The 23474-nt window shown below is 42.6% G+C and carries 16 protein-coding genes, 5 tRNA genes and 1 pseudogene; 2 read left to right on the top strand and 20 right to left on the bottom strand.

Features of this window, described 5'->3' with window-relative positions; all coding sequences use genetic code 11:
* Nucleotides 1–14: 14 nt before the first annotated feature.
* Nucleotides 15–320: pseudogene (locus HMPREF0659_RS12845) on the bottom strand (energy transducer TonB); the annotation flags it as partial.
* A gap of 880 nt (nt 321–1200) precedes the next feature.
* Between HMPREF0659_RS12845 and HMPREF0659_RS01545 the strand changes: the two are divergent.
* Nucleotides 1201–2418, top strand: a complete 1218-nt coding sequence (locus tag HMPREF0659_RS01545) for an IS4 family transposase (protein ID WP_044045815.1) — start codon at nt 1201–1203, stop codon at nt 2416–2418.
* A 250-nt stretch (nt 2419–2668) separates the two neighbouring features.
* On the opposite strand, the gene rpoC is transcribed toward HMPREF0659_RS01545, so the two are convergent.
* From rpoC to HMPREF0659_RS01455, 18 genes are all read right to left on the bottom strand, one after another.
* Nucleotides 2669–7039: a DNA-directed RNA polymerase subunit beta' gene (rpoC, locus tag HMPREF0659_RS01540; protein ID WP_013264976.1), complete on the bottom strand. Its 4371-nt coding sequence runs from the start codon at nt 7037–7039 to the stop codon at nt 2669–2671.
* A 28-nt stretch (nt 7040–7067) separates the two neighbouring features.
* Nucleotides 7068–10877, bottom strand: coding sequence for a DNA-directed RNA polymerase subunit beta (gene rpoB, locus HMPREF0659_RS01535; RefSeq protein WP_013264493.1), 3810 nt, complete (start codon nt 10875–10877; stop codon nt 7068–7070).
* A 149-nt stretch (nt 10878–11026) separates the two neighbouring features.
* On the bottom strand, nt 11027–11404 hold the full coding sequence (rplL, locus tag HMPREF0659_RS01530; RefSeq protein ID WP_004361437.1) for a 50S ribosomal protein L7/L12: 378 nt from the start codon (nt 11402–11404) through the stop codon (nt 11027–11029).
* Nucleotides 11405–11468: 64 nt separating this feature from the next.
* Nucleotides 11469–11987 carry a 50S ribosomal protein L10 gene (gene rplJ, locus HMPREF0659_RS01525; RefSeq protein WP_013264185.1) on the bottom strand — a complete coding sequence of 173 codons (519 nt, stop codon included), beginning with the start codon at nt 11985–11987 and terminating at the stop codon, nt 11469–11471.
* Between the two features lie 18 nt (nt 11988–12005).
* The gene (rplA, locus tag HMPREF0659_RS01520) at nt 12006–12698 is read right to left on the bottom strand and encodes a 50S ribosomal protein L1 (RefSeq protein ID WP_013264682.1); all 693 of its coding nucleotides are present in this window, start codon (nt 12696–12698) and stop codon (nt 12006–12008) included.
* Nucleotides 12699–12719: 21 nt separating this feature from the next.
* The gene (rplK, locus tag HMPREF0659_RS01515) at nt 12720–13160 is read right to left on the bottom strand and encodes a 50S ribosomal protein L11 (protein WP_013263907.1); all 441 of its coding nucleotides are present in this window, start codon (nt 13158–13160) and stop codon (nt 12720–12722) included.
* Between the two features lie 55 nt (nt 13161–13215).
* Nucleotides 13216–13764, bottom strand: a complete 549-nt coding sequence (gene nusG, locus HMPREF0659_RS01510; RefSeq protein ID WP_013264354.1) for a transcription termination/antitermination protein NusG — start codon at nt 13762–13764, stop codon at nt 13216–13218.
* An 11-nt stretch (nt 13765–13775) separates the two neighbouring features.
* Nucleotides 13776–13967: a preprotein translocase subunit SecE gene (secE, locus tag HMPREF0659_RS01505; protein WP_004361442.1), complete on the bottom strand. Its 192-nt coding sequence runs from the start codon at nt 13965–13967 to the stop codon at nt 13776–13778.
* Nucleotides 13968–13984: 17 nt separating this feature from the next.
* Nucleotides 13985–14057, bottom strand: a tRNA-Trp gene (locus tag HMPREF0659_RS01500).
* 60 nt (nt 14058–14117) lie between these two features.
* Nucleotides 14118–15314, bottom strand: a complete 1197-nt coding sequence (tuf, locus tag HMPREF0659_RS01495; protein ID WP_013264904.1) for an elongation factor Tu — start codon at nt 15312–15314, stop codon at nt 14118–14120.
* 73 nt (nt 15315–15387) lie between these two features.
* Nucleotides 15388–15459, bottom strand: a tRNA-Thr gene (locus HMPREF0659_RS01490).
* A gap of 10 nt (nt 15460–15469) precedes the next feature.
* A tRNA-Gly gene (locus HMPREF0659_RS01485) sits at nt 15470–15542 on the bottom strand.
* An 18-nt stretch (nt 15543–15560) separates the two neighbouring features.
* Nucleotides 15561–15642: transfer RNA gene (locus HMPREF0659_RS01480), tRNA-Tyr, on the bottom strand.
* 29 nt (nt 15643–15671) lie between these two features.
* A tRNA-Thr gene (locus HMPREF0659_RS01475) sits at nt 15672–15745 on the bottom strand.
* A gap of 88 nt (nt 15746–15833) precedes the next feature.
* Nucleotides 15834–16133, bottom strand: coding sequence for a ribosome hibernation-promoting factor, HPF/YfiA family (hpf, locus tag HMPREF0659_RS01470; protein WP_013264738.1), 300 nt, complete (start codon nt 16131–16133; stop codon nt 15834–15836).
* A gap of 22 nt (nt 16134–16155) precedes the next feature.
* Nucleotides 16156–17040, bottom strand: coding sequence for a tyrosine recombinase XerC (gene xerC, locus HMPREF0659_RS01465; protein ID WP_013264165.1), 885 nt, complete (start codon nt 17038–17040; stop codon nt 16156–16158).
* 71 nt (nt 17041–17111) lie between these two features.
* Nucleotides 17112–17303, bottom strand: a complete 192-nt coding sequence (gene rpsU, locus HMPREF0659_RS01460) for a 30S ribosomal protein S21 (RefSeq protein ID WP_009012368.1) — start codon at nt 17301–17303, stop codon at nt 17112–17114.
* Nucleotides 17304–17548: 245 nt separating this feature from the next.
* Entirely contained in the window at nt 17549–19336 is a 1788-nt protein-coding gene (locus HMPREF0659_RS01455; protein ID WP_013263976.1) for an aminopeptidase P family protein, read from the bottom strand.
* Between the two features lie 300 nt (nt 19337–19636).
* Here HMPREF0659_RS01455 and HMPREF0659_RS01450 point away from each other — a divergent pair, with 300 nt between their 5' ends.
* On the top strand, nt 19637–20629 hold the full coding sequence (locus tag HMPREF0659_RS01450) for a malate dehydrogenase (protein WP_013264636.1): 993 nt from the start codon (nt 19637–19639) through the stop codon (nt 20627–20629).
* Between the two features lie 107 nt (nt 20630–20736).
* On the opposite strand, the gene HMPREF0659_RS01445 is transcribed toward HMPREF0659_RS01450, so the two are convergent.
* A complete protein-coding gene (locus tag HMPREF0659_RS01445) occupies nt 20737–23175 on the bottom strand; it encodes a glycosyl hydrolase family 95 catalytic domain-containing protein (RefSeq protein ID WP_167310033.1) in 2439 nt (812 codons plus the stop codon).
* Nucleotides 23176–23474 lie beyond the last annotated feature (299 nt).

Here is a 23474-nt window from a genome sequence, read left to right as displayed (position 1 = left end):
AGGCTATTATAATACTATTGCAGTTTAAATGTAAGTGGAAGAGAAAACCAGACATTTACATATCTTCCATTATTCATACCCGGATTCCATGCAGGCATACTATTCACAACGCGTACTGCTTCTCGATCTAGTGACGAGTCAACTCCTCTTACAACTTGTGCCTGCCTTACATAGCCTTCAGCAGTTACCACAAACTTCACAATTACACGCCCTTGAACACCATTCTCCGCAGCAACTGCAGGATATTGAATGTGGCTAGACAACCAGGAATTCACATTCCCCTTAAACGAAGGCATTTGTTCTGCAATCGTATAAATTTTATCAGCATCTTCTGACGACATATCATTCGAACTATCGTATTCAGGCTCTTCACAATCAGACTCCTCGCACGAATTACAGCTCTTGGATTTTACTTTCTTCTTCGCAGTAGGGCAATCATCATATACATATACATCATAGTTGCTAACTGCCCTAGATAGACGAGGCTGCACCGAACGTGGCTTAACAACACGTGGCCTATTCACAACTACTTTACGCTGTGGTGCAGGCTTCTTCACTGTTACTCTTACAGAAGATGCTTTAGAATGTTGCCGTTTAGTAGGGAGTCTTAAGCCTTGTGCTTCAACATTCAAAGCCATTAGACATAATAAAACGAGATATATTAATCGGAGCATAATAGTTATATTTTAAATTAAATTATTCACATGTTATAAATTGGTCTGTAGATTAACTGTCGTCATCAATTTACATTAATAGCCCAAGCCATAAGTAACACATGCAAAAATACAAAATAATATACCTCGCGGCAAACAAATATGTAAAAATCTACTAAAAAACACACAAAACCCCTGTTTCTAAGTATCTTTCGTTATGAACCACTTATCTAACCGTAAAAAAAAACACAACTCCTCTTTTTATAAGCTTAACTTGTTTCCCTTTGCTTAAGATGATTCTTCGACACCTACTTCAATGACTATAAGGAAGTACTGCATAAGGGGTATTGATATTCCTGCCACGAGAAAAATTAGTCATCGCTATAAAAAGAGATACTACAGCTCACTTACTATAAAATTGAAGGAACTAAATAGAATTATTGCTGTCCGGTAACCCTTTTTCACATATAAAAGTTAAGGGCTAAAATCCGTATTTGGATTTCAGCCCTTTTTGTTACTTTTGTTTCTGCGATAAAACTTCAATAACATGGGCAAAAGTACACATTTTATCGGACAGCCGGTCTATCATCAGGTAATAAAATTACTCGATAAGCAACAAATCAAGCAAATCAGCCTTGAAACACCCCGAAGTGAAGCTTATGTGAAGCGTCTTGATGGGTGGACTCACCTTGTCATAATGCTTTTCGGTGTTCTCAAACACTTTGATTCTCTTCGGGAAGTGGAGATAGGCATGAAGGCTGAAGTAAACAAACTGCATCATCTTGGCATCGACTATGTCGTCCGTCGTAGTACGCTTGCTGATGCCAACAAGCGTCGCCCACAAGAGTTCTTTGCAAGCGTTTATGCGTACCTCTTAGAGCGTTATGGTTCTTTTTTATCGGACAGCCGTCCTAAAGGTGAACAGAAGACATGGGAAAAGCTTCTGTATATGATGGATTCAACTACGATTACCCTTTTTGACAACATACTCAAGGGTGTAGGCAGACACCCCAAGAGTGGTAAGAAGAAAGGCGGTATGAAGGTTCATACGGTGATGAAGTATCATGTTGGCGTTCCCATGGTCGTACAGCTTACCTCTGCCGCCACACATGATCATTATCTACTTAAAGAAGTGCATCTTCCTAAGGATGCTACCCTTACCATGGACAGAGCATACGTTGATTATGCACAGTTCCAGCGACTTACAGAGGAAGGGGTATGCTATGTGACCAAGATGAAGAAGAATCTCACCTATACGGAGTTGTCCTCAGTAACCTATGTAAGCCCTGATGGATTGGTTACACATACAGACAAGAAGATTGTCTTTGAGAAGGGGGAGATAAGACACCAGGCAAGACGAGTGGAACTGTGGAGTGACAACTCACATAAGTCAGTTGTCCTGTTGACCAATAACCTTGAGCTTGATGTAAAGGACCTTGAGGAGATTTACAAGCGAAGATGGGCTATAGAGTCCCTTTACAAGCAGCTCAAACAGAACTTCCCACTGCATTTCTTCTATGGTGACAGTGTAAATGCCATACAGATACAGACATGGGTGGTACTCATTGCCAATCTGCTTTGTACCATTATCTCCAGAATGATAAAAAGACACGTATCCTTCTCGCAGCTGGTAACCATGCTGAGGCTCACACTGATGTATTACACAGATTTCATCTCATTTATGGAAAATCCACAAAATGATGAACTCATCATAATAGCTGAAAAGGCAAATTCACCACCAAAAGAACTTGACTTATTTGATTAGGGGGCTTGGATTTCAAAAAAAAATGCGGAATTACCTATATAAAGGCTATTCCGCAAGGATTTATATGTTATTTAAGTTTTACCGGACAGCAATAAAATAGAATTAAAGCATAGTTCTACTCACTAGTCACCTTTACACCTTCATCTTTCATCCTAATAAATAATGAACTTAGGCAGCCAAAGCAATACAAAAAAAGGGACTTGCAAAGTTATTGCAAATCCCTTTTAATCTTATGTATGAGAGGTTAGGATTACTCCTGTGTAGCCTCTGCCTCTTGCTTAGCGAAGTCAAGAACATTCTTCTTGTTAGCCTCCATACGCTCGTGCTCTTCTTGCGAACCAACAACGAGTTTCTGCCACTGGCGAAGACCAGTACCGGCAGGAATGAGGTGACCACAGATAACATTCTCCTTCATACCCTCAAGGTTATCGCTCTTACCACGGAGAGCAGCCTCGTTGAGCACCTTAGTTGTTTCCTGGAAGGAAGCAGCACTCATGAAGCTCTTCGTACCGAGGGCAGCACGAGTGATACCCTGAAGAATCTGGGTAGCAGTTGCCTGAACGGCATCACGCACCTGAACGAGCTTGAGGTCACGACGCTTAAGGCTTGAGTTCTCATCACGTAACTTACGTACAGAGAGAATCTGACCCTTATAGCAGTTTTCTGAATCACCCGGATCGGTAACAACCTTCTTACCCCAGATACGATCATTCTCCTCAGCAAAGTCAAGTTTGTCAACAAGTTCTTGCTCGAGGAATGTAGTATCTCCTGGATCGTCGATACGTACCTTACGCATCATCTGACGAACGATAATCTCAAAGTGCTTGTCATTAATCTTCACACCCTGCAAACGATATACGTCCTGAACCTCATTAACAATATACTCTTGAACAGCTGTTGGACCCATGATAGACAAGATATCAGCAGGTGTGATGATACCATCAGACAATGGAGTACCAGCACGAACAGCATCATGCTCTTGCACAAGAATCTGCTTAGACAGACTAACAAGATACTTACGCTGCTCACCAGTCTTAGAAGTCACGATAATCTCACGGTTACCACGCTTCACCTTACCCATAGTAATCTCACCATCAATTTCAGATACGACAGCAGGGTTAGATGGGTTGCGAGCCTCAAAGAGCTCGGTAACACGTGGAAGACCACCAGTAATATCACCAGCACCACCGACAGAACGTGGAATCTTAACAAGTGTCATACCCGTCTTAATCTCAGCACCATCAAGAAGTACCTGCTCCAAGTGACCACCTACAGGGAGGTTATATGTACCAAGGATATCAGATGCCGCATAAAGGCCATCAGCACCCTTCTTAGCACCAACCTTAACGATATCAACAGTAGGAAGTTTTGTCTTATCACGAGAATCAATAATGATACGCTCTGTAAGACCTGTAGCATCATCGGTTTCTGCCTTATAAGTAACGCCCTCTATAACGTCATGTAGGCGGAGAACACCAGCGTACTCACTAACAATAACGGCGTTGAATGGGTCCCACTTACAAATCATATCACCCTTCTTGACAGTATCTCCAGACTTAAAGTAAAGAGAACTACCATAAGGAACATTATCTGTAAGGAGTACAATACCAGTGTTAGGATCTACAAAGCGAATTTCAGCCAAACGGCTAACAACCATTTCACACTCCTTGTCATTCTCATCAACGAATGGTACGGTACGAAGTTCCTCAAACTCAATCTTTGCATCACTCTTAGCTGTAATAGTTGCATTAGCCGCAGCATTACCAGCCACACCACCAGCGTGGAACGTACGAAGAGTAAGCTGTGTACCAGGCTCACCAATAGCCTGTGCAGCAATGACACCAACAGCTTCACCCATCTGTACCATGCGTGCAGAAGCAAGGTTACGTCCGTAACACTTCTTACATACACCCTTCTTGCTCTCACAAGTGAGTACAGAACGGATTTCTACCATCTCAATTGGTGAATCTTCAATAGCCTGTGCCTTTGCCTCTGTAATCTCTTCACCTGCAGCAACGATAATATCACCAGTTGTTGGATTGATAACATCATGAACTGACACACGACCCAAGATACGCTCATAGAGGCTTGCAATTGTCTCATCACCATTCTTCAAGGCACGACACTCAAGACCACGGAGTGAACCACAATCCTCCTCATTGATGATAACATCATGAGAAACGTCAACAAGACGACGTGTCAAGTATCCTGCATCGGCAGTCTTCATAGCCGTATCAGCAAGACCCTTACGAGCACCGTGAGAAGCAATAAAGTACTCCAACACAGACATACCCTCCTTAAAGTTAGAGATAATTGGGTTCTCAATAATCTGAGCACCTTCAGCACCTGCCTTCTGTGGCTTAGCCATAAGACCACGCATACCAGCAAGCTGAGCAATCTGGTCAGCAGAACCACGGGCACCAGAGTCAAGCATCATATATACAGCATTGAAACCCTGATCAGCCTCTGTCATGTGCTTCATAACGGCCTGCTTAAGGTTATTGTTTACGTGTGTCCACGCATCAATCACCTGATTGTAACGCTCCTTATCAGTGATGAAACCCATTTCATAGTTAGCCTTCACCTGGTCTACCTCACTCTGACCCTTACCAACGATATCAGTTTTCTCAACAGGAACGATGATATCGTCGAGGTTAAAGGAAAGACCTGCAACATATGCCATACGGTAACCAAGGTTCTTGATACCATCAAGGAACTCACAAGCACGAGCCATACCAACTGCCTTAATAACGTCAGCGATAAGACCACGAAGTGATTTCTTAGAGATAATACCGTTGAAGTATCCAATCTCAGTTGGGATAATCTGATTAACAATTACACGACCAACTGATGTCTCAACCATACGCTTCTGGAGTTTACCATCAACGAGGTCATCAACGATTACCTTTACCTGTGAGTGGAGGTCACACTTCTTCTCATTGTAAGCGATAATAGCTTCTTCTGAGCCGTAGAATGTAAGACCTTCGCCCTTAGCACCTGGACGAATCTTTGTAATATAGTAAAGACCAAGCACCATATCCTGTGAAGGAACGGTGATAGGTGCACCATTAGCTGGGTTAAGGATGTTATGGCTCTGAAGCATCAACACCTGTGTCTCCAACACAGCCTCATTACTCAATGGGAGGTGAACAGCCATCTGGTCACCATCGAAGTCAGCATTGAACGCTGTACATGCCAATGGATGCAACTGAATAGCTTTACCTTCAATAAGTTTAGGCTGGAACGCCTGAATACCAAGACGGTGAAGTGTCGGGGCACGGTTCAACATAACTGGGTGACCCTTCATTACATTCTCAAGGATATCCCAAATTACAGGCTCACGACGGTCTACAATCTTCTTAGCACTCTTTACAGTCTTCACAATACCGCGCTCAATGAGCTTACGAATAATGAATGGCTTGTAAAGCTCTGCTGCCATCAACTTAGGCAGACCGCACTCACCCATCTTCAACTCTGGACCAACGACAATTACTGAACGCGCAGAATAGTCAACACGCTTACCGAGGAGGTTCTGACGGAAACGTCCCTGCTTACCCTTCAGAGAGTCAGAGAGTGACTTCAATGGACGATTGCTCTCACTCTTTACAGCAGAAGACTTACGGCTGTTATCGAAAAGTGAGTCTACAGCTTCCTGAAGCATACGCTTCTCATTACGCAGAATAACCTCAGGAGCCTTAATCTCCATCAAACGCTTCAAACGATTATTACGGATGATAACGCGACGATAGAGGTCATTAAGGTCAGATGTTGCGAAACGTCCTCCATCCAATGGAACCAATGGACGAAGTTCTGGTGGAGTAACAGGGATAATCTTCATGATCATCCATTCTGGATTATTCACACCGATTGACTGACGAAAGCCCTCTACAACCTGCAGACGCTTCAACGCTTCTGTCTTACGCTGCTGACTTGAGTCTGTTGTTGCACGGTCACGCAATTCACCTGCCAAACGATCAAGATCAATGCCTGTGAGGAGGTCATAAATAGCCTCTGCACCCATCTTAGCAATGAACTTGCTTGGATCTGAATCATCCAAACGCTCATTACCCTCTGGGAGTTTATTATCAAGGATATCGAGATACTCATCCTCTGAAAGAAGGTCGAACTTATGAGAACCATTCAAATCCTCTTCAGTATCGGCATTCTTCATACCCTCTACGACACCCGGCTGGATGACAACATATTTCTCATAGTAAATAACAGCATCAAGCTTCTTTGTTGGCATACCAAGAAGGTAACCAATCTTGTTAGGAAGACTACGGAAATACCAGATATGAGCAACAGGGACAACCAATTCAATATGTCCAGCACGCTCACGACGTACCTTCTTCTCAGTTACCTCAACACCACAACGATCGCAGACAATACCCTTATAACGGATACGCTTGTACTTACCGCAGGCACACTCGTAATCCTTTGTTGGACCGAAGATACGCTCGCAGAACAAACCATCACGTTCTGGTTTATAGGTACGATAGTTGATAGTCTCTGGCTTGGTTACCTCACCAAAAGAGTTCTCAAGAATCTCCTCAGGTGAAGCCAGTCCGATAGTAATCTTGCTGAAATTACTCTTTACTTTATTATCTTTCTTAAAAGCCATGTTTTACTTCTATTATGGGGTGTACGTATTAATCAAGTTTGACACTGAGACCGAGACCACGAAGCTCGTGTAACAACACGTTCAGTGACTCTGGAATACCTGGAGTTGGCATTGGTTCACCCTTAACGATAGCCTCGTAAGCCTTTGAACGACCAACTACATCATCAGACTTGATTGTCAAGATTTCCTGGAGAACATGAGATGCACCGAAGGCCTCAATAGCCCAGACCTCCATCTCTCCGAAACGCTGACCACCAAACTGTGCCTTACCACCAAGTGGCTGCTGTGTAATCAATGAGTATGGACCGATACTACGAGCGTGCATCTTATCCTCAACCATGTGACCCAACTTCAAGAAGTAAGTGATACCCACTGTAGCTGGCTGGTCGAACTTCTCACCGGTTTCACCATCATAGATATAGGTTGAACAGAGATTTGGCAGACCTGCCTTATCTGTCCACTCCTTCAAATCAGAGAGCTTAGCACCATCGAAGATAGGAGTAGCAAACTTAACACCCAACTTACGACCTGCAGCACCAAGGATAGCCTCGAAAATCTGACCAAGGTTCATACGTGAAGGCACACCCATTGGGTTCAATACCAAGTCTACAGGACTACCATCCTCAAGGAATGGCATATCTTCTGTACGTACAACCTTTGATACGATACCCTTGTTACCGTGACGACCTGCAAGCTTATCACCCACCTGAATCTTACGCTTCTTAGCAATGTAAACCTTAGCCATCTGCAATACGCCTGATGGAAGTTCATCACCAATAGTGATAGCAAACTTCTTACGCTTCATCTCAGCATCCATCTGCTTGTACTTGCGGATGAAGTTCATGATCAACTTCTGAATAAGAAGGTTGGTATGCTCGTCATCAGTCCATCCATTTGATTGGATTCCCTCATAATCGAGGTTCTTCAATGCCGCAACAGTGAACTTGCTTCCCTTAGTAATAATCTCAGCATCAGAGTAGTCCTTTACACCCTCTGAAACCTTATCCTCAGTCAGTTCGAGCAACTTATCAACCAAGAGGTCCTTCAAATCATTAATCTTTGCCTCTTGCTCCTCATCAATCTTAGCAAGAATATTCTTATCTTGACGCTTGCTCTCACGTGTCTTAATAGCACGGCTAAAGAGTTTCTTATCAATAACAACACCGCTCAATGATGGATTAGCCTTCAAAGAAGAATCCTTAACATCACCAGCCTTGTCACCGAAGATAGCACGGAGAAGTTTCTCTTCTGGAGAAGGATCGCTTTCACCCTTAGGAGAAATCTTACCAATCATGATATCACCTGGCTCAACACGAGCACCAATACGGATAATACCATTATCGTCAAGATCCTTAGTAGCTTCCTCACTTACGTTAGGAATATCAGCAGTAAACTCCTCAACACCACGCTTAGTTTCGCGAACTTCGAGGGAATACTCATCAACATGAACAGAGGTCAATACATCCTCGCGAACCATGCGCTCAGAAATAACGATAGCATCCTCATAGTTGTAACCCTTCCAAGGCATATATGCCACAACAAGGTTACGACCTAATGCCAACTCACCGTTCTCTGTTGCATAACCCTCTGTAAGAATATCACCCTTTTTCACGCGCTGACCCTTATCACAAATTGGTCGAAGGTCTACAACCATGTTCTGGTTAGTACGACGGAACTTAGGAATGCGATACTCTTTAAGAGCAGGCTCGAAACTTACAAACTCCTCATCATCTGTACGATCATAGAGAATACGGATTGTTGTAGCATCAACATACTCGATAACACCATCACCCTCTGCAGTAACCATAGTACGTGAGTCCTCACATACCTGCTTCTCAAGACCTGTACCAACAATAGGTGCATCATTGTGAAGTAAAGGGACAGCCTGGCGCATCATGTTACATCCCATCAATGCACGGTGACCATCATCATGCTCCAAGAATGGAATCAAACCTGCTGACACAGATGCAATCTGTTGTGGAGATACGTCGATAAGAGCAACGGAGTCTGGAGTAACTACTGGATAATCAGCATCCTGACGACACTTAACAACATCACGGATAAATGTACCATCTGCATTCAATGGTGCATTACCCTGTCCGATAATCTGCTCTTCTTCCTCCTCTGCTGTCAAGAAGACTACATCCTTATTATCCATGTCCACCTTAGCATCCTTCACACGACGATATGGTGTAACGATAAAGCCAAGATCATTAATCTTAGCATACATACAGAGTGATGAAATCAATCCGATGTTAGGACCTTCAGGAGACTCAATAGGACAAAGACGACCATAATGGGTATAGTGAACGTCACGTACCTCAAAACCTGCACGCTCACGAGACAGACCACCAGGACCAAGAGCAGAAAGACGACGCTTATGAGTTACCTCTGCCAATGGGTTGGTTTGGTCCATAAACTGGCTCAATGGGTTCGTTCCAAAGAATGAGTTAATGACGCTTGATATAGTCTTTGCATTAATCAAATCCGTTGGCTGGAACACTTCACTATCACGAACGTTCATACGCTCACGGATAGTACGATTCATACGTGCAAGGCCGACAGAGAACTGGTTAGCTAACTGCTCTCCAACAGTACGAACACGACGATTTGACAAGTGGTCAATATCATCAACCGTAGCATTTGAATTGATAAGGCTGATAAGATACTTAATAATCTCAATGATATCATCCTTTGTCAGTACACGTACATCCATATCCGTTTCCAAATTCAACTTCTTATTGATTCGGTAACGACCAACCTCACCCAAGTCATAACGCTTGTCTGAGAAGAAAAGGTTTTGGAATACCTCACGTGCACTTGCATCATCAGCAGCATCTGCATTACGCAGCTGACGATAAATATAATTTACTGCCTCAATCTCTGAGTGGCTTGGATCTTTGGCAAGTGTGTTGAAGATGATAGAATACTTACTTGCAGCATCCTCATCCTTATGTAACAAGATTGAAGAAACTGAGCTATCAAGAATCTGATCAACATTGTCTTCTGTGATGATAGTCTCACGCTCTACAACAACCTCATTACGTTCTATAGATACAACCTCACCTGTATCCTCATCAACGAAGTCTTCAGTCCAAGACTTCATGACATTACCAGCAATCTTGCGACCGATAGCTGCCTTCATATTCTTCTTATTCACCTTTACCTCTTCGCAAAGATCAAAAATCTGAAGAATATCACGGTCAGACTCATAACCAATAGCACGAAGCATCGTGGTTACAGGCAACTTCTTCTTACGGTCAATATAAGCATACATGACATTGTTTATGTCAGTAGCAAACTCTATCCATGAACCCTTAAATGGAATGATACGTGCACTATAAAGAACAGTACCATTAGCATGGACACCCTGACCAAAGAATACACCCGGAGAACGATGTAACTGAGAAACAACAACACGCTCAGCACCATTGATAACAAAAGTACCATTGCTGGTCATGTATGGAATTGTACCCAAAAATACATCTTGAATAAATGTACCGAAATCCTCATGATCTGGGTCAGTACAATACAGCTTCATCTTAGCCTTCAAAGGTACACTGTATGTCAAGCCACGCTCCAAACATTCATCAATAGAATATCTTGGTGGGTCAACATAGTAATCCAGGAACTCAAGGACGAAATTATTACGCGTATCGGTGATAGGGAAGTTCTCTGCGAACACCTTATACAAACCGTCATTCTTGCGTTCCTCAGGCGGAGTATCCAGCTGTAGGAAGTCACGGAAAGACTTCAACTGCACATCGAGGAAATCCGGATATGGATACGGATTCTTAACGCTGGCGAAATTTACTCTGGGTTTATTTTCTAATGCCATAACTGAAATTAAATATTCGAATGTTTAAAGTCCAGCGGCGGACTAAAAAGGGGAAATCCCTATATATGTCAAAAGACACAAAAAGGTTAGGACTCACCTACTTGGTAAATCCTAACCGTATTTTTTATTAATGTAAGGAAGAAGTAGAATTACTTCAACTCAACCTTAGCACCCTCAGCCTCAATAGCAGCCTTCAGGTTCTCAGCCTCAGCCTTAGCCATACCCTCCTTCAAAGTAGAAGGTGCACCGTCTACGAGGTCCTTAGCTTCCTTCAAACCGAGACCACAAGCCTCCTTAACAGCCTTAACAACCTTGAGCTTGTTAGCACCAGCGTCAACAAGAACTACGTCAAAATCTGACTTCTCCTCAGCTGCGCCACCTGCAGCAGCTGCAGCAGGACCAGCTACAGCAACAGCTGCAGCTGCAGGCTCAATACCATACTCGTCCTTGAGGACAGTTGCCAACTCATTTACTTCCTTAACAGTAAGATTTACTAACTCTTCTGCAATAGCTTTTACGTCTGCCATTTTATTCTAAATTTTTAATTTTTTGTTCTAAAAATAATATACCTTATTGACTTTATTAGATTTTTTACTCAGGACGCTCGCCTAAAGTCTTAAGCACACCATGGATGGTGCCAGCACCTGACTGGAGAGCAGAAACAACGTTCTTTGCTGGAGACTGTAGCAATGCCACAACGTCTGCAATAAGTTCGTTCTTGCTCTTGAGAGCTGCAAGTTCTTCGAGTTTATCAGCACCAATAAACAGAGATTCCTCTGCGTAAGCTGCCTTAAGAGCAGGAATACCTTCCTTCTTATACTCCTTCAACAACTTTGCTGGCACATTAGCAGTCTGAGAAAACAAAACTGCTGTATTACCCTTCAAAGAACCATACAGTGGTTCAAAATCTACATCTGAAGCTTCAAAAGCTTTGTGAAGAAGGTTATTCTTCACAACAACCATATTGATTTCGCTCTTGAAACACTTACGGCGAAGAGAACTTGTAGCCTCAGCATTCAATCCAGTTACATCAACCAAATAGAAATGAGGATAGTTCTTTAACTTCTCACCGAGTTCAGCGATAATTGTATCTTTTACTTCTTTCTTCATTGTACAAAACTTTTAGAGTTATTCAGCTGATTTAGGATCAATCTTGACACCCTTACTCATTGTGCTAGAAATAAAGATACTCTTGATATATGTACCTTTAGCAGCAGCAGGCTTCAGCTTGATAACAGTAGAGATAAACTCCTTCGCGTTACCATAAATCTGCTCAGGAGACATACTAACCTTACCGATTGAAGTATGGATAATACCAGCCTTATCAACCTTAAAGTCAATCTTACCCTGCTTAACATCCTTTACTGCCTTAGCAACATCCATAGTCACAGTACCGCTCTTTGGGTTTGGCATCAAGCCACGAGGACCGAGTACACGACCCAAAGGACCTAACTTACCCATGCATGATGGCATAGTGATAATAACATCAATATCAGTCCATCCGCCCTTGATCTTTTCAACGTATTCGTCAAGACCAACATAATCAGCACCAGCTTCCTTAGCGGCAGCCTCCTGATCAGGTGTACAGAGACAAAGCACACGTGTAACCTTACCAGTACCATGTGGGAGTGACACAACGCCACGAACCATCTGGTTAGCTTTACGTGGGTCAACACCGAGACGTACATCAACATCTACAGAAGCATCAAACTTAGTAGTGGTAATTTCTTTTACCAACTGTGCTGCTTCTGCCAATGAATATGCCTTCCCTGCTTCAACCTTCTCAGCTACTGATTTCTGATTTTTTGTCAGTTTACTCATTTTTACTTTTGAAGTTTAAAATTATTTACCAGGGAAGTCCCCTTTTACAGTGATACCCATACTACGAGCAGTACCAGCAATAAGCTTCATTGCACTCTCTACTGTAAAACAGTTGAGGTCTGGCATTTTGTCTTCTGCGATAGCTTTTACCTGCTCCCAAGTTACGGATCCAACCTTTCTACGGTTTGGCTCTCCAGATCCACCTTTCACCTTAGCAGCTTCCATGAGCTGTACAGCTGCAGGAGGAGTCTTGATGATAAAGCTGAAAGACTTATCGTTGTAGTAGGTAATAACGACTGGAAGAACTTTACCAGCCTTGTCCTGGGTACGGGCGTTGAACTCCTTACAAAATCCCATGATATTAATACCCTTAGAACCCAATGCTGGGCCTACTGGAGGGGAAGGATTTGCAGCGCCACCTTTAATCTGTAATTTGATTAATCCAGCTACTTCTTTAGCCATTTCTTTTGTTAATATTAAAAAATTAAACTATAGTAGAATAGTATCCGTAACAACACTATTCTTCTTTTGCGACTTGCATAAAACTTAGCTCCAATGGATTCTGACGACCAAAAATCATCACCATCACTTTCAGCTTATGCTTCTCGGCATTCACCTCTTCGATGATACCATGGAAACCACTGAAAGGACCATCAGTAACCTGAACAGTTTCACCAACCATATATGGTACATTCTGAACCTCTTCAAGTTCAGTATCTTCCACATTACCCAACAGACGATTAATATCTGCTTGGCGTACAGGTGATGGTTCAGACATACCTCCGAGGAATCCTAAGACATTAGGCATGAAACGCAACGTAGAAGCTACGTCAGGTGTCATATTGGCCTGAACAAGCACATAACCAGGGAGACTTAATTTCTCCTTGACAACACGCTTCCCATCTTTACGCACAGTTGCGTGTTTTTCCATAGGTAATAAAACCTCAAAAACACGCTCAGCAAGTTTTTCGTTCAGACGTAATTGAGCATCGATATATTCTTTTACCTTTGCCTCTTTACCGCTGACAGCACGAAGAACATACCATTTCTTTTCTGTATCTGCCATTTCCTAATGAATTATCTTGGATATACAAATTCCATTACGCGTTGGAACACAGAGTCCATTGCAAACACAACCAATGCAATGATAACGGAAGCAGAAATAACTACCATTGCACTATGTGTAAGTTGAGCGCGTGATGGCCATGTAGTTTTATGCGCAAGTTCGTCGTAGCAAGCCTTGCAATAATTAACTATCTTATTAAACATAAAATATTTTCTTTTTGCACGGGTTGAAGGGCTCGAACCCTCGACACCTGGTTTTGGAGACCAGTGCTCTACCAACTGAGCTAAACCCGTAAGTTAGTTCCCGATTCCCAAGAAAATCGGGAACTATATCTTGTAATATAAGATTACTGATTAGTTTACGTCTGGAAGGATCTCTGTGATCTGACCAGAACCTACTGTACGACCACCCTCACGGATAGCGAAACGAAGACCCTCGTTCAAAGCAACCTTATAGATCAATACAACTTCAATCTCTACGTTGTCACCTGGCATAACCATCTCAACGCCCTCTGGGAGGTGGATTTCACCTGTACAGTCCATTGTACGGAGGTAGAACTGTGGACGATACTTGTTACCGAATGGAGTATGACGACCACCCTCTTCCTTCTTCAATACATAGATAGATGCCTTGAAGTGATCGTGAGGAGTAATAGCACCTGGGTGCACAACAACCATACCACGCTTAACCTCAGCCTTATCGATACCACGAAGGAGGAGACCTACGTTGTCACCAGCCTGACCTGTTGGAAGGTTCTTACGGAACATCTCAACACCAGTGATAACAGACTTCTTGTCCTCACCGAGACCGAGCAACTGAACCTCATCACCTACCTTACAGATACCAGTCTCGATACGACCAGTAGCTACAGTACCACGACCTGTGATAGAGAATACGTCCTCAACAGGCATCAAGAATGGCTTGTCAATCTCACGCTCTGGCTCTTCAATCCAAGTGTCAACAGTATCCATGAGCTCCATTACAGAGTCTACCCACTTCTCAACACCGTTCAAAGCACCGAGTGCAGAACCACGAATAATAGGAGTATCCTCCTCATAACCGTACTGCTCGAGGATCTCACGAACCTCCATCTCAACGAGGTCAAGCATCTCAGCATCGTCAACCATATCACACTTGTTCAAGAATACAACCAAGCGAGGTACGTTTACCTGACGAGCGAGCAATACGTGCTCACGAGTCTGAGGCATAGGACCATCAGTAGCAGCTACAACCAAGATAGCACCATCCATCTGAGCAGCACCAGTTACCATGTTCTTTACATAGTCGGCGTGACCTGGACAGTCTACGTGTGCGTAGTGACGGTTAGCTGTTTCGTACTCAATATGTGCAGAGTTAATGGTAATACCACGCTCTTTCTCCTCAGGAGCATTATCAATCTGATCGAAAGACTTAACATCTTCTGTACCGAAGCCCTTCTCGTGAAGAACCTTTGAGATTGCTGCAGTAAGAGTGGTCTTACCGTGGTCAACGTGACCGATAGTACCAATGTTTACATGCGGTTTGGTGCGCACGAATTCTTCTTTAGCCATAGCTTTTTCTTATTTAATATTAAATGAATAATCTGTGCTTTTAGTTACACTAAATTAACAACAATAATAGCAGAGCTGTAACTGAGAGTTGAACTCAGGACCTCTTCCTTACCAAGGAAGTGCTCTACCACTGAGCTATTACAGCAAAACCATAGAGCGGAAAACGGGGCTCAAACCCGCGACCCCCAGCTTGGAAGGCTAGTGCTCTATCAACTGAGCTATTTCCGCAAATTACATTTTCTGAAGTGGGTAGTGATGGATTCGAACCACCGAAGCTAGAAGCAGCAGATTTACAGTCTGCCCCATTTGGCCACTCTGGAAACTACCCGTCAGCAAATGTATCCCCCTTTCAAGGAGAGCCTCTTGTCGGATTCGAACCAACGACCCCGAGATTACAAATCACGTGCTCTGGCCAACTGAGCTAAAGAGGCATTACTTTGCAGCCGAAGGCTACTTGTCGTAAAACGGCTGCAAAGGTAAGACTTTTTATTTTAATCTCCAAAATATTTCAGAGATTTTTTAATGCTTTCTTTGTTTTTCCTTAAACTTGGTGAGCTGAACCTTCATCGCATCTAAACACTGATCAATCCCTTCTTCAAAGGTATCACATGTTTTCTCCACAAACAAGGTATTACCAGGAACTACTACTGATAAACTTGTGGTTTTATTTAATGCTGTAGCAGGTTTCTCTACCTTCAATTGCACCTCTACTTTCTGAATGTCTTCGTAAGACTTTTCTAATTTTTCAGCCTTCTTGGTAATAAAGGCCTGTAACTTCTCGGTTGTGTCGAAATGAATCGACTGGATCTTAATTTCCATAGGTACCTCCGTTTTTAAAAGGTTAAGCCCTTGGATGGGCATTTTTATAGACTTTCTTCAACTGCTCGAAAGTTGTATGAGTATAAATCTCTGTCGTTGACAGACTCTCATGGCCAAGCAGCTTCTTTACACTTTCCAGTCCTGCTTCATGATTGAGCATTGCCGTGGCAAACGTATGGCGAAGAACGTGTGGTGAACGTTTTTTCAACGTTGACACCTTTGAAAGATTCTTCTTAACCAAAGTTCTTACCTGTGCAGTCGTCATCCTTTTGCCCTTTTCTGTTTGAAAAAAGGCTTTGGAATCACCTTTTACTGTTGCGTTGCGTACTTCTTGGTACTGAGCGAACACATCAGCAAGTTCCTTACCAAAGGGAACAATTCGTTGCTTATTTCTCTTACCTGTTACTTTAATTTCACAAGTGACATTGTCAATATCTTTATCATCAAGACCAATCAATTCTGACAAACGAATACCCGTTACGTAGAATGTTATAATTATAGTACGTTCAAGTACGTCCTTATAACTATCTGTCCACATCTTAGAATCCAACAGCCTTTCCATTTCCGACTCCTTTAGGAATTGAGGGAGAGTCTTTTGCCTTTTAGGACCTTGAAGACCATGAACAGGGTCTTTTTCAATAAGTTTACGACGAAGTGCAAATCTATAGAAAGACCTCAGCGCACTGAGTCTTCTATTGACAGACGAAGCAGAATTACCTCTATCCATCATGTACTCCATCCAATTTCTGACAATATCAGAGTCTATAGACTCCCAAGAGAGCTGAGGTTCAAGTTCCTTGTAGAATCGTTCGAACTCCGTTAAGTCCTTACGATAGTTGATTACTGTCATCGGGGAATAATTCCTTTCAAACTTAATGTAATCTAAGAACTTTTCTACCATCGGCACATTGTCAAATCATTTATATGGCAACGAATTTACGGAAATTAATCCAAACCGCCAAATTTTTAAAGAAGATTTTACTCTTCTGCGTCGCGAAGATGCTGTACGTAAACGGCACGTTCCATCTTCAAGCGCTTCTTAACAGATGGTTTGTCAAACTGCTGACGAGCACGAAGCTCCTTAACAACACCTGTCTTCTCAAACTTTCTCTTGAACTTCTTGAGCGCGCGCTCGATGTTCTCACCGTCCTTTACTGGTACAATAATCATGCTTTTTGTTTTAAATTATTTATTAATTAAACATATGCAAAAGGGCATGACACCACTTTTGCGCCTGCAAAGTTACACTTTATTCTCCTAACTTCCAAACATTTGCGGATTTTTCCTACTTTCTTATAGATTAAAGAGGACACAAAAACAAGGTTATTAAGAGCTCTGAAGCACGCTATTTAGAGCCTTTGAGCATATTTTCAATGACAACAAAACTACGTACTCTTAACAGGACTACGCCAAGTTTAGATTGGCAAAGTTGCCTTTCTCAGCCATTCTTTCTCGTTGCCTTCCAAATATGGAAACAAACTTTCATAAACACGACGATGGTAGTTATTAAGCCACTCACGTTCCTCAGTACTCAGCATTTCAAGCACAATCGGAGCCGTGTCAATCGGTGCGAGCGTAAGTGTTTCAAACTTAAGAAAATCACCAAAGGCTGTAGATTCAGCAGGAACAATCAACAATGTGTTTTCTATACGCACACCAAATTTTCCTTCCAGATAAATACCAGGCTCATTAGTAACTGTCATTCCTGCTTGAAGGGGAGCAGGACGCCATTCCATGCGTATTTGGTGAGGACCTTCATGCACATTCAGATAACTCCCTACTCCATGCCCTGTTCCATGCATGTAGTTATACCCTTCACGCCACATCGGTGCACGTGCAAGCGCATCAATCTGTGATCCACACGCACCTGCAGGAAAACGACACCTATCAAGTTGAATATGTCCCTTCAACACCAAAGTATAAACTCGACGCTGTTCTTCTGACAATTCACCCAAAGCAATAGTTCTTGTAATATCTGTCGTACCATCTAAATATTGCGCTCCACTATCAATGAGCACCAAACCATGTGGCTGAACAGGAATATCCGTCTCTGGCGTTGCTTCATAATGTACAACAGCTCCATGCGCTTCATATCCTACTATCGTATCAAAAGAGATACCCTTAAACTTTGGCTGTTCTGCACGTAGAGCCGTTAAACGCTCATCAAGTGAGATTTCCGTCTGTCCACCAGCCTCAACAGCAGACTTTAGCCACGCAAGGAATTTTACCACTGCCACACCATCACGCAACATCGCAGCACGGAAGCCATCCTGCTCCACTTTGTTCTTCACAGCCTTCATACTGGCAATTGGAGAAACACCCGAGCACACCTTCTCAAAAGGCACTGCCGTTGCCAACGAATAGTTTGTAGAGGACATATCTACTAACAGCGATTTACCCGCATATAAACGAAGTCCCTCTACAACCGATTCATAAGCCTGTACATCTATACGTTCTGAAATCAAATAGGCTTTAACATCATCGGGAAGTTTTACATTATTTATATATAAAGTAATATTTTCGGGGGAAATCAATAGATAAGATACAAAAACAGGGTTACAGTGCACATCACTCCCTCGCAAGTTCAACACCCATGCAATCTCATCGAGAGCTGTTACTAATAATCCATCAGCACAACATTCTAAAAGATGCTTACGAACCCTACTTACCTTACTCGAAGTTGATTCTCCAGAATATTCTAACGGATGAAGACTTACCATATTATCAGGAATGACAGGTCTGTCCGTCCAAAGTTCAGCCATAGGGTCGGCATCTGTTCGCACTGTAATGTTCCCTTTTGTCGCCAACTCTTGTTCCATCGCAGCAACCTCTGCAAAAGAGTTTACATTCCCATCCAGTCCAACCACAGCCTTTTCATAAGTAGACAGTTCACTTGCAAGCCATTCTGACACAGACGGAGTTCCCTCCACACGAAGTTTCATTAGCTTAAAATCAGTCCCTTGCAGTTCCTTCTCTACTGCAATAAAATAACGTGAATCCGTCCATAGCGCAGCATGTTCTAAAGTGACAACTGCCGTTCCTGCCGACCCACTAAAGCCTGATATCCACTCACGGCTCTTCCAATGGTCAGCTACATATTCACTATTATGGGGATCACTACTTGGGAAAACAAAAGCAGTAAACCCATTCTCTTTCATCCAGGAGCGTAATCTGCCAACACGCTCATTAATTGTATGTGTCATATCGTTGTTTTTAAGGTTTAATCTTAAGAAATCTCATTTACTATCGAAGTAACTTATACAAATCCTCCCTTCCTTTGTAAAAGCAACTTTGTTTACGCTGCTAAGTTAAACAATAAATTCAGAACTTCCAAGACAAGCCGACTAAGAATTAATCGATTTGATAGACAGACTTTGCAAAGCCTCTACTTTTTATAATAAATAATACATTTATTCTAAAATATCTTTCTCACATGCTCATTTTTTTCGTAACTTTGCCGTATCGATATAAAAGAGAATTTAACTTTTAATTAAATATCTATTATGAATTATTTAACAAACGAAAAACTCGTTATCGTCGGTGCTGGCGGTATGATTGGTTCTAACATGGTTCAGACCGTTCTCACACTCGGTCTCACTCCTAACATCTGTCTGTACGATATCTATGAGCCAGGCGTTCATGGTGTATTTGACGAGATGGAGCAGTGTGCTTTCCCAGGTGCTAACCTCTCTTACACCGTTGACCCTGCTGAGGCATTCACTGGTGCTAAGTACATCATCTCTTCTGGTGGTGCTCCTCGTAAGGAAGGTATGACACGTGAGGACTTGTTGAAGGGTAACTGCAAGATTGCAGCTGACTTCGGTGAGAACATCAAGAAGTACTGCCCAGACGTTAAGCACGTTGTTGTTATCTTCAACCCAGCTGACGTTACAGCATTGACAGCTCTCATCCACTCTGGTTTGAAGGCTAATCAGCTCACATCACTCGCTGCACTTGACTCTACTCGTTTGCAGCAGGCATTGGCTCACGAGTTTGGCGTACAGCAGGATAAGGTTACTGGTGCACACACATACGGTGGTCACGGTGAGCAGATGGCTGTATTCGCTTCTAAGGTTAAGATTGATGGCAAGCCATTGGCAGAGATGGGTCTTTCTGCAGAGCGTTGGGAAGAGATTAAGCACCACACAGTACAGGGTGGTTCAAACATTATCAAGCTTCGTGGCCGTAGCTCATTCCAGAGTCCAGCTTACAATGCTGTTAAGATGATTGAGGCTGCTATGGGCGGTGAGAAGTTCACCTTGCCAGCAGGTTGCTACGTTAACGACGAGAAGCTCGGCTTCAAGAACGTTATGATGGCTATGCCTACAACTATCGATGCTACTGGTGTTCACTACACTGAGCCAACAGGTACTCCAGAGGAGATGGCTTCTCTTCAGGCTTCTTACGAGCACCTCTGCAAGATGCGTGATGAGATCATTGGTCTCGACATCATCCCAGCTGTTGCTGAATGGAAGAACGACAACGTGAATTTGTAAGATAGTTGACGAGTTAACAAGTTGACAAGTTAACGAGTTATCTGATTACAAAGTAAAATAAAAAGGCAATCAACTTTTCGTTGATTGCCTTTTTCGTTTATATACATCTAACGACGCATCGTCATGACCGTGTAGTCTTCGCCATTTACTCTTAATCTAACTTCTTGTGGGTAGGACGAATAGAGTTTCCACGAAGTGACCCTATTATTCTCCCAACTAAAATCAACCTCAATATTTCCTCTTGCTTTTAATCCACGCACATTTCCATCTTTCCATTGTTGACAAGGGGCTGGTAGAAGTTCTATGACATCACTGTGCGATTGAATAAGCATTTCTATCATCGCTGCAGCTATACCATAGTTGCCATCAATTTGCAGTGGAATCTTATGACTTGTAAAAAGATTGTCCAACATATTGTGAGAGATAAGCCCCTTTATCATGTTGTGCGCTTGCTCTCCATCATGCAAACGTGCCCATAACAAGCTACGCCATGTCCAAGCCCACGAACGTCGGCTATCACCAGTTGTCTTACAATACATTAATGATTTGCGAGCAGCTTCAGCCAATGCTGGCGTCTTACTTATACTTATAGTACTTCCAGGGAAAACAGCAAACAAATGTGATGTATGACGATGGTCTGTTTCTGGGTCACGATCTACCATCCATTCCATCAAATTACCCTTCTTACCAATCTGCGGACTATACAGACGAGCTGCCATTTCTTGAAGTCCTTTTACCCAAAGTTCATCAGTCTTAAGGATATGTGCAGCCTTAATAGTATTTTGAAAAAGCTCTGCTACAATTTCTTGATCATGAGCCACCCCATCTTCTCCTCTTGGACCATGCTCAGGCGACCAACCTGCAGGAACCACCAACGTTCCTGCTTTCACCCTTTTCAATTCAGGATATTTGCTAATATCAACAGGTAAATAATTAGAACAAAACCCTTCACCAGCTTCTCCTAACGCTTTCAGATGTTTCTGCCAATAGTGACAAAGTTCTTTCATCATAGGATAGGCATGTTGCCTCAGATAGATTGTGTCATTGGTGAATGCATAATGCTCCCACAGATGCAGTCCATACCAAGCTGCACCAGGCAGGTTTACTTGCCAACCACCCGCACCAAACGGATTATGAGATGTATAGACAATCCACCCTTCGTTATTCTCTATCTCGTCTGTAGACTCGCCAATAGCCTTCAGATATTCACGCGTATTCTCTTGAAAGGGCATCCGCATAGCTTTAAGATAGTCAAGCATTGGTAGGTGACATTCTGAGAGGTTACCCACTTCAGGTAACCAATAAACCATCTGAAAATTAATGTTGCTATGATAGTCGTTGCCCCAAGGCGCAGCAACCATTCCATTCCAGATTCCTTGTAAGCCAGCAGGTAGACTTCCTGGGCGCGAGGTCTGAATCATAAGATAGCGTCCAAATCTGAAGACGAGCTCTTCAAGTCCATTATCAGTATGTGATTTTCGATAAGCTTCCAAGCGACGAGCTGTTGGTAAAGTATCGAGGCTATCGGCTGTGTGCGCAATGTTTAGTTCTTGTCGCTGATAAAGGCTTTGATAGTCTGAAAGATGATTCTTAAGCAGTTTTGCATAAGGGAGAGCAGCTGTCTTTGCCATTTGCTGCTTCAAACGTTCTTCAGCAGGAATCCCCCTGAACTTTTGTGCAGCATTCATCTCATAGTTTGTTGCTATAAATACCAATAAGGTGCAATTATCTGCATTCTTTAATTGCAAGCCCTCTTTATCAGCCACCAATTCACCCCCTTCATGTAAAACCTTAACCTCTGTCTGACACTCCACACCATTTTTAAGACGGCTATAAAGCGAGAGTCCCTTATTCCCCACTGAGATAACATCTTCTTTTCTTTGAATAGCAAAGGAAAAACGCAAATCAAGTTTTCTGCGTTTTTGTGATTCATAACGTATCACCATAACTTGATTAGAATAGCTACAGAACGCCAAACTCCGAATCATATTACCCTGCCTTAGTGCTGAAGACTCCACAAGTCCTTTGTCTAAGGTTATTTGTCTTACAAAATCTGATTGTACGAGAGCATTGTAATCTACAATAAGATCTCCGACTGGCTGATAAGAACCGAAGCCTTTATCCGTTACATCTGAACCACTCACATCATAACCCTTGTCGCCTTTATTATTGATAGTACCAGTATTTCTTCCTCCCGACCAAAATGAGACTTCGTTTAAAGAATAGCGGTCTCTCTCATCGCCATGAAAGACAGAAGCAGCAAGTCTTCCGTTACCTATTGGATAGCCTTCCGCCTCCCATAATCTTATGGGATTAGGAAACTTCCCCTTCGTTATACTATCACAATAGCCAATTAAGTAGTTCCTACCCTCTCCTTCTGTCCAACTCTTAATCGGTTTAGACGCAACAACTCCCTGCTCTTGATTTTCAAACAACAAGGTATATGCTGGTACGTCCGACCAAACCCTATGTTTTTCGATGACTTGGGCAACAGCATTTACAATACATAAATGACAACAGAGGACAAAAGCATAAAAACGACTCATACACATTGGTAAAGATTGGGCATAAATGAAAAAACGTAAGTCTTACTAAATAAGAATGTAAAGTTATCGGTTATTTTTGTCAACTCCAAATAAATGCGTTGTTTTTGATATATTGAAGGCTATTTAACCCTCAACACGATTGGTGTTAAGCATGAGCACCACATGTGCTAAGCGTCAGCACGTCTCTTAAAGATGACATATAAGAGTCATTATAACGGATAGTAAGGCACAAACACATAACTTGTATGAGAGATAAATATCACATTGTACAAATCGAAGATAGAGCGTTGTGCTAATTA

It is taken from the genome of Prevotella melaninogenica ATCC 25845, from assembly GCF_000144405.1.
Lineage (GTDB): Bacteria > Bacteroidota > Bacteroidia > Bacteroidales > Bacteroidaceae > Prevotella > Prevotella melaninogenica.
Note: the sequence above shows the minus strand (reverse complement) of the source record. Positions and strands in the feature narration are given on the sequence as shown.